The 12,979-nt window shown below is 67.3% G+C and carries 12 protein-coding genes; 1 reads left to right on the top strand and 11 read right to left on the bottom strand.

Going from position 1 to position 12,979, the window contains the following annotated elements; translation table 11 throughout:
* Window positions 1–167: 167 nt before the first annotated feature.
* From NX784_RS24545 to NX784_RS24500, 10 genes are all read right to left on the bottom strand, one after another.
* Entirely contained in the window at window positions 168–449 is a 282-nt protein-coding gene (locus tag NX784_RS24545) for a protealysin inhibitor emfourin (protein ID WP_258819305.1), read from the bottom strand.
* Complete coding sequence (locus NX784_RS24540) at window positions 449–1,477, bottom strand: M4 family metallopeptidase (RefSeq protein ID WP_307736121.1); 1,029 nt, start codon at window positions 1,475–1,477, stop codon at window positions 449–451. The genes NX784_RS24545 and NX784_RS24540 overlap by 1 nt, the downstream gene beginning before the upstream one ends.
* A 109-nt stretch (window positions 1,478–1,586) precedes the next feature.
* Complete coding sequence (locus tag NX784_RS24535) at window positions 1,587–2,525, bottom strand: 2-hydroxyacid dehydrogenase (RefSeq protein WP_258819304.1); 939 nt, start codon at window positions 2,523–2,525, stop codon at window positions 1,587–1,589.
* Window positions 2,522–3,220, bottom strand: a complete 699-nt coding sequence (locus NX784_RS24530) for a fumarylacetoacetate hydrolase family protein (RefSeq protein ID WP_258819303.1) — start codon at window positions 3,218–3,220, stop codon at window positions 2,522–2,524. The genes NX784_RS24535 and NX784_RS24530 overlap by 4 nt, the downstream gene beginning before the upstream one ends.
* 102 nt (window positions 3,221–3,322) lie before the next feature.
* Complete coding sequence (locus NX784_RS24525; protein ID WP_258819302.1) at window positions 3,323–4,264, bottom strand: LysR family transcriptional regulator; 942 nt, start codon at window positions 4,262–4,264, stop codon at window positions 3,323–3,325.
* Window positions 4,265–4,320: 56 nt separating this feature from the next.
* Window positions 4,321–5,271 carry a glycoside hydrolase family 43 protein gene (locus tag NX784_RS24520; protein ID WP_258819301.1) on the bottom strand — a complete coding sequence of 317 codons (951 nt, stop codon included), beginning with the start codon at window positions 5,269–5,271 and terminating at the stop codon, window positions 4,321–4,323.
* Between the two features lie 105 nt (window positions 5,272–5,376).
* On the bottom strand, window positions 5,377–6,369 hold the full coding sequence (gene yjfF / locus NX784_RS24515; protein ID WP_258819300.1) for a galactofuranose ABC transporter, permease protein YjfF: 993 nt from the start codon (window positions 6,367–6,369) through the stop codon (window positions 5,377–5,379).
* On the bottom strand, window positions 6,366–7,403 hold the full coding sequence (locus tag NX784_RS24510) for an ABC transporter permease (RefSeq protein WP_258819299.1): 1,038 nt from the start codon (window positions 7,401–7,403) through the stop codon (window positions 6,366–6,368). Before NX784_RS24510 ends, yjfF begins: the two co-directional genes overlap by 4 nt.
* Window positions 7,400–8,914: a sugar ABC transporter ATP-binding protein gene (locus NX784_RS24505; RefSeq protein WP_258819298.1), complete on the bottom strand. Its 1,515-nt coding sequence runs from the start codon at window positions 8,912–8,914 to the stop codon at window positions 7,400–7,402. The genes NX784_RS24510 and NX784_RS24505 overlap by 4 nt, the downstream gene beginning before the upstream one ends.
* An 11-nt stretch (window positions 8,915–8,925) precedes the next feature.
* Entirely contained in the window at window positions 8,926–9,888 is a 963-nt protein-coding gene (locus tag NX784_RS24500) for an ABC transporter substrate-binding protein (RefSeq protein ID WP_307736127.1), read from the bottom strand.
* Between the two features lie 296 nt (window positions 9,889–10,184).
* On the opposite strand from NX784_RS24500, the gene rsgA reads away from it, so the two are divergent.
* Window positions 10,185–11,267 (top strand): ribosome small subunit-dependent GTPase A, encoded by a 1,083-nt coding sequence (gene rsgA / locus NX784_RS24495; protein ID WP_258819297.1) that lies wholly within the window; start codon window positions 10,185–10,187, stop codon window positions 11,265–11,267.
* Between the two features lie 32 nt (window positions 11,268–11,299).
* Here rsgA and NX784_RS24490 read toward each other — a convergent pair whose 3' ends face one another.
* A complete protein-coding gene (locus tag NX784_RS24490; protein ID WP_258819296.1) occupies window positions 11,300–12,976 on the bottom strand; it encodes a GH39 family glycosyl hydrolase in 1,677 nt (558 codons plus the stop codon).
* Window positions 12,977–12,979: the final 3 nt, after the last annotated feature.

Here is a 12,979-nt window from a genome sequence, read left to right as displayed (position 1 = left end):
AGACAAGTGTTACCTATGTCTATGTGCTGAACAGGTTGCCCACCCTACGGCCGATGCCGCGTCCGGTAGGGTGGACGGCTTGCCGTCCACGCGTTCAACTACCGTATGAGCTGGCGCTACGGCCGTTTCACCACTGGTTGAACGCGTGGACGGGGAACCCGTCCACCCTACGTGTTCTCGATGAATTCGACGAGGTCGCGCAACGCTGCCGGCGCGGCATCCAGGTGAAAGCGCACCTGCCTGTCATCAACCGTCAACGTGTACGTGAAATCCCACGACTGCGGCCGCGGCTTCAGCAACGTGGCCGGCAGGTGCGCGACGTCGAGCGCCTGCACGAGCGCGCGCACGCGCGCCGCGTCGGCCGCGGGCAGGCGCTCGACGTCGACACTGCGCGTCTGCGCCCCCGCCGGCCCCGTGAAGCCGCCCACGCTGTGCAGCGTCAGGCGCATCAGACGACACCCACCTCGTGCCACGCGCCCTGCACGGCCGCCGCTTCCGCCGACCCGGCGCCGTAGCGCAGCTCGGCCGCCTTCATCGTGGCCTGGGCGGCATCGGCGAACGTCGCGTCCGGATGCAGCAGCGGCAACGCCTGGTACCAGATCGGCGCCGCCTTGTCCCAGCTGTGCCCGCCCAGCTTCATCGCGGCGAGGTAGAACGCGTGGTTGGGGATGCCGGAATTCGTGTGCACGTCCCCGCCGTCCACATACCCTTTCATCGTGCCCGGCTGGTCGTCGCCCGACCATGTGAGGCTCGTGTTCCCCGGATCGGCCATGGAGCGCAGCGCCTTGCCGACGGCCGGCGTCATGATGCCGGCACCGATCAGCCAGTCAGCTTTCTTCACCGTCTGCTTGAGGTGCCATTGCTTGACGACGGAGCCGAACACGTCGGACATCGATTCATTCAGCGCCCCGCTCTGGCCGTCGTAGACGAGGCCCCCGCCCGGCACCGTGTACTGCGTGACGCCGTGCGTCAGCTCGTGCGCGATCACGTCGAGCGCGTGCGTGAATCCCGTGAACAGCTTGCCGTCGCCGTCGCCATAGACCATCTGGCGGCCGTTCCAGAACGCGTTGTTGAAGCGCTTGCTGTAATGGACGCTCGAGTCGATGCCCATGCCGCGGCCGTCGATCGAATTGCGGTGCAGGACCTGCAGGTAAAAGTCGTAAGTGGCACCGGCGCCGTCGAACGCTTCATTGACGGCCGCGTCGGCGACGGGGCCCGCCGTCTCCGTGCGAACGAGCTTGCCGGGCAGGCGCGTGCCGTTGTGCGCGTCGTAGACGGTGCGGTGCTTCTGGCCGGACGCGACGAGCAGGCCCGGCGCCGCGAGGCCGCTGGCCGCACGCTGGCCGCGCAGGAAGGCCGAGCGTTCCAGCTGTTCCAGCAGGCGGCGGCGTTCCGCCCCGTCGGCCTCGTCGGCCAGCTTGCGCAGCATGGAGGAAGGGATGATGAAGCAGGTGCATGCGGGCGTGTGGATGTGCATAAGACCTCCGGCTAAGGAACTCTGGTAACGCGTGCTCGTCCCGCCGAGCGTAATCCACACGACCGCGTTGCGGCGCACAATAGCGAAGGCAGCGAAGGCCGGCGCGCCGTCAGTCCGGCTCGACGGGCGTCAGCGCGCGGCCGCTGCGGAACCACGAGCGCACGTTGTCCAGCATGAGCTGCGCCATCGCCGCCCGGGTCTCGTGCGTGGCGCTGCCGAGGTGCGGCGTGAGCAGCACGTTGTCGAGCAGGAGGAAGCGCGGATCGATGTCCGGCTCGTTGTCGAACACGTCCAGCGCGGCGCCCGCGATGCCGCCCGCGGTGCCGCCCGCCTCCAGCGCCGCGAGCAGCGCCGTCTCGTCCACGAGCGAGCCGCGCGCCACGTTCACGAGGTAGCCGTGCGGCCCCAGCGCGTTTAGCACGCGCGCGTCGACGAGGTGGTGCGTGTCCGCGCCGCCGGGTGCGCACAGGATGAGGATGTCGCAGTCGCGCGCGAGCGCCGCAAGGTCGGCCTCGTAGCGCCACGCCAGCCGCTGGTCCGTGCGGCCGTGGTAGGCGAGCGCCACGCCGAACATCTCGAGCTTGCGCGCGATCTCCTTGCCGATGCGGCCCATGCCGACGATGCCCACGTGCTTGCCCGCGAGGCTCGTCGCGAGGGGAAATGCCGCGGTCTTCCAGCGGCCGTCGCGCACGAAGCGGTCGGCCTGCGGCAGGCGGCGCAGCAGCGCCAGCAGGGAACCGATGCACAGCTCGGCCACGGCGGCGTTCAGCACGTCCGGCGTGTTCGCCACGACGATGCCGCGCTCCGCCGCGAGCGCGCGCGGGATCAGGTCGTAGCCGACGCCGCACGTGGCGATGATCTCGAGCGCGGGCAGCCGGCGCACGACGTCGGCCGGCACCTCCTGGTTGCTGCGTGTGACGATGGCGGAGACGGTGTCCGCCAGGCCCGGCTCGCGATCGAGGTCGGCGAGGTCCAGGCAGCGGAATTCGGCGTCGAGCTGGGCCTGGATCTCGGGCGCGAAGCCTCCGATCTGCAGCACAGTCTTCATGCCGTGGCGCCGATGGCCAGCTCGAACGTGGTGACGCCGTCGACGCCGCCGCGCACTTTGTCGCCCGGGTTCAGCGCGTCGACGCCGGCCGGCGTGCCCGTGTAGATCAGGTCTCCCGGTGCCAGCGCGACGAGGCGCGACAGCGCGGCGATCACGTCGGCCACGGGCCAGATCATCTCGTTCAGGTTGCCCTCCTGCTTCAGCTGGCCGTTCACTTCGAGCCAGATGCGCGCGTCCCGCGGGTGGCCCGTCCGTTCGGCGGGGATGAGCGGGCTGCATGGCGCCGACGCGTCGAAGCCTTTCGACATGTCCCACGGACGGCCATCCTTCTTGGCGATGGCCTGCATGTCGCGCCGCGTGAGGTCCAGGCCGACGCCATAGCCCCACACGAGGTCCAGCGCCTGCTCGGGCGCGATGTCCTTGCCGCCGCCTTTCAATGCGACGACCAGCTCGACCTCGTGGTGCAGCTCGCGCGTGGCGGGCGGATACGGCACGGTGCCGCTGGCCGGCACGACGGCGTCGGCCGGCTTGGTGAAGAAGAACGGGGGTTCACGGTTCGGGTCGGCACCCATCTCGCGCGCGTGGGCGGCGTAGTTGCGGCCGACGCAGAACACGCGGCGCAGCGGGAAAACCTGGTCGGAGCCGGCCACGGCGAGGGCCGGGACGGCGGGTGGCGTGATGACGAAGCCAGTCATGTGATTCCTTGTATTGACGATGTCCGATGCCTCCGGACGACGGCCGGAGGCATCGGAAAGCCTAACACAATCGCGCCGTGGGCGAAGGGGCGGTACGCCGCCTCAGTACATCTCTTTCGCCGCCGCCCGCACCGCCCGCAGCAGCAGATCCGCACCCGGCGACAGCAAATGGTCCTGATGACGGATGATGCCGAACGCGTCCATCTTGCACGGCAGTTCGATGGGCAGGATGCGCATCACGTTCAGCGACGCATAGTATTGCGCGACCTCGATCGGCATCACGTGCAGCGAATCGGTCTGCTGCAGCAGCGCCGTGATCATCAGCATCGCCGTCGTGTCGACGACGTTCGCGGGCGGCTCGAGGCTCGCGCGGCGGAACATCATGTCGAAGCGGTAGCGCAGGATACTGCCGTGCGGCGGCACGATCCACGGCAGCGGCGCGATGTCCGCCAGCTTCAGGTCGCGGCGCTCCAGCAGCGGATGGCCGGGCCGCACGACGGCGCACGCCGGCTCCTCCGTCAACTCTTCGTAGATCAGGCCGGACGTGTCTCCGGTGTCGAAGATACGGCCGATCATGAAGTCAAGCATGCCGTGCTGCAGCTTGTCGAGCAGGAGGTTACTCGTCTCCAGCTGCACGCCGATGCGCAGCAGCGGTGCCGACTCCTTCACGCGGGCGATCGCGCGCGGCAGCAGCGCCATCGCGGGGGTCATGATCACGCCGACCTCGACCTGGCCCGTCAAACCCGCCTTCAACGTGACGATGTCGTCGTGCGCGAGCGCGAGGCTCGTCAGGGCCATGCGCGCGTGGCGGATCATCGTCTCGCCGTAGATCGTCGGCTCCATGCCGCGCGGCAGGCGCTCGAACAGCTTGACGTCCAGCATCTCCTCGAGATCCTTGATCTGCTTGGAGGCGGCCGGCTGCGTCATGTGCAGTTCGTCGGCCGCGCGGTGGATGTTGCGGTAGTCGTCGAGCGCGATCAGCAGCAGCAGCTGCCGCGTCTTCAGGCGGGCCTTGAGAAACCAGTTTGGATTGGTCGTGTCCATACATGCATCATATCATTATCGATATTGCTTTAGCGGAATTCTCCGCAAAACCGTCATCACTTGCAGGCGGCCGACGGATTCGCGGCCGGCCCTTCTGCCGTCTGCGGCACGGGCAGGATCTTGCCGTCCGGGCCGTAGTGCAATTCCTCGACGGCGACGGAGCGGCGGTACTCGCCGCCCGTCGGCAGCTTGCCGTTGTGATAGATGATGTAGGACTTGCCGTTGAAGTCGACGATCGCATGGTGGATCGTGCCGACGTTCGTGTTCTTTTCCATGATCACGCCGCCGTACGACCACGGGCCGGTCGCGGTCGGTCCCGTCATGTACACGGTCTCTTCCGGCCACTTGCGCGAGTACGACAGATAGTATTTGCCCGCGTGCTTGTGCAGGTACGACGCTTCCGTGAACGCTTCCAGGCCCACCGTGTGGATCGGGCCGTCCAGCTCCGTCATGTTGGCCTTCAGCTTCGCGTACTTCATGACCGTGTTGCCCCAGTACAGATACGCCTGGCCGTCGTCGTCGACGAAGATGGCGGGGTCGATGTCGTCCCAGCCGATCGGCGTCTCGTGCGTCATGTCGTTCGTGACGAGGGCCGAACCGCGCGCGTCGACGAACGGGCCCGTCGGGCTGTCGGAGACCGCGACGCCGATCGCCTTGCCGGGAATGGTCTTGTGCTCGACCGTCACGTACAGGTAGTACTTGCCGCCCCGCTTCGTGACGTCGCTGGCCCACGCGTCGCGCGCCGCCCACTTGAACGTGGAGACGGGGACGGCGGCCGGGTGCTCCGTCCAGTGCTGCATGTCGCAGCTGGAGAACACGCGCCACTCGTTCATCAGGTAGTCCTTGCCGCCGACCGGGGCCTCGTCATGGCCCACGTACAGGTACACGCGGCCGTTGTCGACGAGGGCCGCGGGGTCCGCGGTGAAGATCCTGCTGGTGACGGGATTGGCGGCACCGGCGAGCGCCGTCATCGCGGCCAAGGCCGCGGCAAGGATGGGTTTCAGCATGTAGTCTCCGTTATTTTTATAAATCGCCGGCGTTGGCAGCGCCGGCGTACAACAGCGCGGAGCCGCCCCCGTTATGGCCGGGGGTCGGCGCGCGCGAACCGCCTTTTATTCCTTGGAACGGCCGCCCATCACCCGCTGCACGACGCAGAAGATGAACAGCAGCGCTCCGATGACGATCTTGGTCCACCACGAGCTGAGCGTGCCATCGAAGGCGATCAGCGTCTGGATGGCACCCAGCACGAGCACGCCGGACAGCGCGCCCGCGATATAACCGTAGCCGCCCGTGAGCAGCGTACCGCCGATGACGACGGCCGCGATGGCGTCGAGCTCCGTGCCCTGCCCGTGCAGGCCGTAACCGGACAGCATGTAGAAGGCGAACAGCACGCCACCCAGCGATGCGCAGAAGCCCGACAGCGCATACACGAGCACCTTCGTGCGGCCCACGTTCAAGCCCATCATCGCGGCCGACTGCTCGTTGCCGCCGACGGCGTACACCGCGCGGCCGAACGCCGTGAAGTGCGCGAGCCAGATGGCGACGAGCAGCACGACGAGCGCGATGATGGCGCCCGGCGACAGGAAGCCGCCCAGGATCGGCACCTGCGTCTGCGACATCGCCGTGAACACCGGATCGTCGATCGTGATGGATTCGACGCTGATGAGATAACAGAGGCCACGCGCCAGGAACATGCCGGCCAACGTGACGATGAACGGCTGCAGCTTGAACAGGTGGATGATCGCGCCCATCGCGCCGCCGAAGCAGGCGCCCAGCAGCAGCACGAGCGCGACGACGGCGACGGGCGGCCAGTGCGCATGCTGCAGCAGCCAGGCCGAGATCATCGTCGCCAGCGCCAGCACGGAGCCGACGGACAGGTCGATGCCGCCCGACAGGATCACGAAGCCCATACCGACCGCAATCACGAGCAGGAAGGCGTTGTCGATCAGGAGATTGAAGATCACCTGCAGCGACAGGAAGCCCGGATACACGGCGCCGCCGATGCCCAGCATCGCCACCAGCAGGATCACGGTGACGAGGGACGTGAACCACGGCGCGCCGGTGAAGGCGGCGCGGCCGCGGGTTGGGGTTGCGACCGCGCTCATGCGGACCTCCGCAGGATGGTCTTGAATTCGCTCGACTGCGAGATGCAGACGGCGAAGACGACGATGGATTTGACGACCATGTTCACTTCGGGCGGCACGCCCAGCGAGTAGATGGTGGACGTGAGCGTCTGGATGATCAGCGCGCCGATCATGCTGCCCACGAGGCTGAACTTGCCGCCGGCGAGCGACGTGCCGCCCAGCGTGACGGCGAGGATCGCGTCCAGTTCCAGCAGCAGGCCCGCGTTGTTGGCGTCCGCGCTCTTGATGTTCGACGTGATCAGCATGCCGGCCAGGCCCGCGCAGGCGCTGCAGAACACGTACACGAACGTGATCAGGGTGGCCGTGCGCAGGCCCGCGAGGCGCGCCGCGACCGGGTTGATGCCGACGGCCTGAATGAACAGGCCCAGCGCCGTCTTCTTCACGAGGAGCAGCGTGACCGCGAACACGGCCGCCACGACGAACAGCGAGAACGGCAGGCCGGCGAGGTAGCCGCCGCCGAGGAAGAAGAACGGTTCGTAGTACACGGTGACGATCTGGCCGTCCGTCAGCAGCTGCGCGAGGCCGCGCCCCGCCACCATCAGGATCAGGGTGGCGACGATCGGCTGCAGCTTGATGCCGGCGACGAGCACGCCGTTCCACAAGCCGCACAGCAGTGCGACACCGAGCGACGCCGCCAGCGCGAGCGCCATCGGAGTGGACGGCGTGCTGCCGCCGATGAGCATCGCGGAGACGGTGCCGGACAGCGCGACGACGGCGCCGACGGAGATGTCGATGCCGCGCGTGGCGATGACGAGGGTCATGCCCAGCGCCGCCAGCATCAGCGGCGCGGCGCGATTCAGGATGTCGATGATCGCACCGTACAGGTGGCCTTCCTTGACCTCGAGGTGGAAGAAGCCCGGCACGAGGAACGCGTCGACGAGGAGCAGCGCGACGAGCGCGCCGATCGGGCGCACGAGCGGATGCTGCAGCCACGTGGTGCGCTTGCCTTCCTGCGCCGTCGGTTTGACGGCGGCTTCGGTAACGCGCGCGTTCATGCCGTCTCTCCCGCGATCACGTGCAGCACGGACGTCTCGTCGAGCTCACCGCGCCGGTATTCGCCGCAGGCCTTGCGGTCACGCATGACGACCATGCGGTCCGACACGCGCAGCACTTCCGGCAGCTCGGACGAGATGAAGAGGATGGACATGCCCTTGCGGCACAGGTTACTGACGTAATCCATGATTTCCTGCTTCGCGCGCACGTCGATGCCGCGCGTCGGTTCGTCGAGGATCATCAGGCGCGGATCGGTCGCGAGCCAGCGCGCCAGCAAGACCTTCTGCTGGTTGCCGCCGGAGAGCGTCCCGATCGGCGTCTCGATGCTGGCCGTCTTGATGCCCAGCCATTTGACGTAGTCGGTCGCCAGCTGCTGCTGGCGCTTGAATGGAATGGCGCGGAAGATGCCCTGGCGCGCCTGCAGCGCGAGGATCAGGTTTTCGCGCACGGACAGCGCGAGGATCGCGCCTTCGTGCTTGCGGTCTTCCGAGCAGAAGCCGATGCCCTCGCGGATCGCGTCGCGCGGGTTCGAGAAGGTCACCTGCTTGCCGTCGATGTCGAAGGTGCCGGCATCCGCTTTATCCGCACCAAACAGCAGGCGCGCCGTTTCCGTGCGGCCGGAGCCGAGCAGGCCCGCGAGACCCAGCAGCTCGCCGCGGCGGATTTCCAGGTCGACCGGCGACAAGACTCCCTTGCGCGCGATGCCGCGGGCGCGCAGGAAGACCTCGCCGTGTTCGTTCGTATCAGCCGTCGCCGTCTCCGTCGCGTGCTCCGCGTCGGCCGGCGCGCCGATCATCTTGTTGACGAGCGCGAGGCGCGACAGCTCCGCGCACGCGTACTCGCCTTCGCGCTCGCCGTTGCGCATCACCGTGATGCGGTCGGAGATCGCGTAGGTCTGGTCGAGGAAGTGCGTGACGAACAGGATCGCCATGCCCTCTTCGCGCAGGCGGCGCAGCACGGAGAACAGCATCTGCACTTCGGCCTCGTCCAGGCTGGACGTGGGTTCGTCGAGGATCAGCACGCGCGATTTCGTGTTCAGCGCGCGCGCGATCGCGACCATCTGCTGGATCGCGAGCGGGTAGTCTGCGAGCGGCTTGCTGACGTCGACGTGGATCTGCAGGCGTTCGAGCAGCGCGGTGGCCTGCGTGCGCATCGAGCGCCAGTCGACCATGCCGAAACGGCGCGGGTAGCGCCCGATGAAGATGTTTTCCGCGACCGACAGATTCGGGCACAGATTGACTTCCTGGTAGACGGTGCTGATGCCGAGGTTTTGCGCGTCCTGCGTGGAGCGCGGGCGAATGGTCCGGCCTTCGAGGACGATGCTGCCGGCATCCGGCTGGTAGACGCCGGTGAGGACCTTGATCAGCGTGGACTTGCCCGCGCCGTTCTGGCCCATCAGCGTGTGCACTTCGCCGGGGAACAGTCGCAGCCCAGCTTCGGACAGCGCCTTCACACCCGGGAAGGCTTTATGGATGCCGGTGACTTCGAGCACCGGCTGCTTCGAATCGATCATGCCCCGCCCGATCAGTATTTGCGGTTCGGGAGTTCCTTCGCCGCCACCTCGGCCGGGAACACGCCTTCGTTCACGACGATGCGCTTCGGCACGGGCTTGCCCGCGACGACGTCCTGCGCCGTCTGGATCAGCGTGGGGCCCAGCAGCGGGTTGCACTCGACGGTGACGTTCAGCTTACCGGCCTTCATGGCCTCGAACGCGCCCTTCACGCCGTCGATCGAGATGACGATGATGTCCTTGCCCGGCTTCAGGCCCGCTTCCTCGATGGCCTGGATGGCGCCGATGGCCATGTCGTCGTTGTGCGCGTACAGCACGTTGATGTTCTTGCCCTCGGACTTCAGGAAGGCTTCCATCACTTCCTTGCCCTTGGCGCGGGTGAAGTCGCCCGTCTGCGAGCGGATGATCTTCAGCTTCGGATTCGCGGCGATGACTTCGGCGAAGCCGGTCTTGCGGTCGATCGCCGGCGCGGCGCCCGTCGTGCCCTGCAGCTCGACGATGTTCAGCGGCTTGCCGCCGTTCTTCTTGTCGTAGTCGAGCAGCCAGCGTCCGGCGCGGCGGCCCTCTTCCACGAAGTCGGAACCGATGAAGCTGACGTACAGCGACGGATCGGTGACCTTGACGGCGCGGTCGGTCAGGATCACGGGGATCTTGGCGTTCTTCGCTTCGCGCAGCACGGTCTCCCAGCCGGTTTCCACGACCGGCGAGAACGCGATCACGTCCACGTGCTGGGCGATGAAGGAACGGATGGCCTTGACCTGGTTCTGCTGCTGTTGCTGGGCGTCGGCGAACTTCAGGGTGACGCCGGCCTTCTTGGCGGCGTCCTTGATCGACGCGGTGTTCGCGGTGCGCCATTCGCTTTCGGCGCCGACCTGCGAGAAGCCGATCGTGAGGGGTTTGGCGGCAAAGGCCGGGATGGCGGTTGCGCACGCGATGGCGGCGGCAACGCCCAGGAGGGTTCTGCGGGTGATGATCATCACTTGGTCTCCGGAATTGTTGTGCACGGATACTATGACAGAACTGGGATATCTATCCAATCATTTTTTTGATGGAATCAATACCCATTTCGACATCAATACACGCTGCGCCCCACGGCGACAATGGCCGCGCTATACTGTGCGTCTTCTTCCACCCGACAGGAGCGTGCCATGACCCACCCGGACCTTGCCTTCCTGTCGGCTGCCTGATTCTCCGCCTCCGTCGATCACCGACGTCGTGACCGGGCGCGCCAGGCGCGCCGACTTCCCTGACCGAATCTCCGCTGCCGCACCGTGTGCGGCAGCGTACCCGCGCGTTCGCGCTTCGCAACAGGAACACAACGATCACGATCGACTTCGACATCGCGGCACTGCGCCGCATCGGACTCACCCACGCCATCGCCGCCCGGCTGGCGATCCACGACCGCGGCACGCCCGCGCGCGTGGCAGCCGTGCACCGCAACGCACTCGTGCTGCACGACGGCACCCAGGAATTTCCGGCCCGGCCGCATCCCGGCCTCGATACCCTGCCCGCCGTCGGCGACTGGGTGCTGTTCGACCACAACGACCTCGGCGAAGCGTGGGTACACACCCTCGTCGACCCGCTGAACGAATTGGCGAGGCGCGACGCCGACGGCGCGCGCCAGCGGCTCGCCGCCAACGTCGACACGGCGCTGTTCGTGATGGGCCTCGACGGCGACTTCAACCCGCGCCGGCTGGAACGCTACCTCATGGTGGCGCGGTCGGCCGACGTGTCGCCCGTCGTCGTGCTGACGAAGGGCGACCTCGTCGACGATGCGGACGCGAAGGCGGCGCAGCTCGGCGCACGCCTGCCGCCGGCGATTCCCATCGTGCGCGTGCACGCGCAGGAGGCCGGCGCCGCCGCGCTGCTTGCGCCGTGGACGGGCGCGGGGCAGACGCTCGTCCTGCTCGGCACGTCGGGCGTGGGCAAGTCCACGCTCACGAACACGTTGACCGGCGCGCACCAGCCGACGGGCGGCGTGCGCAAGGGCGACGACCGGGGCCGCCACACGACCACATCACGCTCGCTGCACCTGTGCGCGGGCGGCGCCTGCGTGATCGACACGCCGGGACTGCGCAGCTGGCAGCCGGACGGCGACGAGGACGACGTCAACGCGGCGTTCGACGACATCGAGGCGCTGGCCGCTGACTGCCGCTTCCACGATTGCAAGCATGACGAGGAGCCGGGATGCGCGGTGCGGGGCGCCGTCGATGCGGACCGGCTGCGCAATTACCACAAGCTGTTGCGCGAAGTGCGGCATGCGGCGGCGACGCCGCTCGACCGCATCGCCGAGCGGTCGAAGTGGAAAGTGTTGAACCGCATGGCCCGGGCGCGCGCGCAGGCCAAACGTCCGTAGGCGGGCTCCCTGCACAGCACGCTCACGGCGCTTCAGTAGGTGAGTGTCACCAGCGACACCGCCTGCCGCGGCAACTGCATCCTGACCGTGGCGGCGCCATCCTGCGTCGCCACAGTCGCCGCCTCGACTTGCGCCAGTTCGCTCGCCTTCTGCAACTCGGCCACCTGCGCCGCCGTCGGATGCGAGGGCGATCCCATGCGCTTCCATGCGGCGTACGAATTGCTGTGCTCCTGGTCGATACGGTAATGCCGTAACTGCACCCGTTTGGCGGGAATGCCGGCGATGTGCAGCTCGACCGGTGAGCCGGCGTCGATGACGTCGTCGTCGTGGTAATTCCAGACCATGATGGCAATGTGGTGGGCGTCCTTCGCCGCCAGCGCGTCGATGTCGGTGCGCGCGCCGCGCACGCCGGCCGCCTGGATGCGCGCGGCGTCATAGGTCCGGTCGCCCGTCACGGCCACGCGGTCGCCGCGCATCTTGCCGAGCATGCGGAAGACGTTCAGCACGGGCTTGTCGACGCCGTTGGTCGCGAGGTCGCGGAAGCCCGCGAACCAGGGCTGGTCTTCGAACTCGAACGACCAGTTCACGGCGCCGATCAGGTTGACGCCCCGCCGCGTGGCCAGGTCGTACTCGCGCGCGATCGAGGCGGCCGTGTAGCTCGCGTACAAGGTGCCGTTGCGGTAGGCGTTTTCCGGATTCGTCTGCATGCTGCACGCGGCGCAGCCTTCCGGATCGGATTCGCCGACGATGACGGGGATGCCATTCAGTTCCGGGTATTTTGCGACGACCGCGAAGCCTTCGTCGAGGTGGCGGAAATGCGTGTCCATGCCCATCCGCACGACGCCATCGACCACCTTCGGCGCGCCCTTCGCGTGGAACGCGACGAAGTCGAGCGGCGTGCCCGTCTTGCCGGTCGCGTAGTTGGTCTCGCGCAGGCAGTGGCGCAGGAAATCGTCCATGAAGCGGCCCGCGCCGGCCGTGTGCGGCCCGCCGATGCGCGCCGTCGGCAGCGCGCGCTTCACCGCATCGGCCGCGTAGTCGTACATCTTGAAGTACTCGTGCTTCGGGTCCGGCGCGCTCAGGTAGCCCCCGTCCGGCTCGTTCCACACTTCCCAGTACCAGCTCTCGACTTCCTTCCGGCCGTAGCGTGCCACGCTGTGCTTGACCCATTGGTAGATCAGCTCGGACCACTTGCCGTAGTCCTTCGGCGGCGTGGCCCAACCGGTGAAGAGTTCCGGGTACGGCGGGCCCGGCTTCCAGTGGTGGCGGTAGGGCTGCGGACGCTGCGACAGCGCTTCCGGCATGAAGCCGATCTGCGCCAGCGGTTTCATGCCGCGTTCGATGTACTTGTCGAAGATGCCGTCGATGATGGTCCAGTCATAGACCGGCTTGCCATCCTTGTCTTCGCTGTACATATTCGTCGAGCCCCACTTGAGCGCATAACTGCCGTCGCCCGACGTCATGAGGTTGTGCGTGCGGACGTGGACCGGAACCGGGCTCAGGGCGGCGATATCGCTCAGCAGTTTCTTGCCGTTCGGCGCCGTCGTGTAATTCGGTTCGTCGTAGCCGAACCAGGCCCAGATGGGCGTCATCGGACCCGTGACGTGCGTGGCATCGATGGCGAGTTTGACGGGGGACGGCATCGTGGCTTCCGCAACGCACAGCGGCGCCACGGCCGCCAGCACCAGGGCGGCGAGATGTCTCTTCATGTC

Origin of the sequence: Massilia pinisoli (assembly GCF_024753285.1) — a bacterium.
GTDB lineage: Bacteria > Pseudomonadota > Gammaproteobacteria > Burkholderiales > Burkholderiaceae_D > Telluria > Telluria pinisoli.
This window is presented reverse-complemented; position numbering and strand designations above follow the sequence as displayed.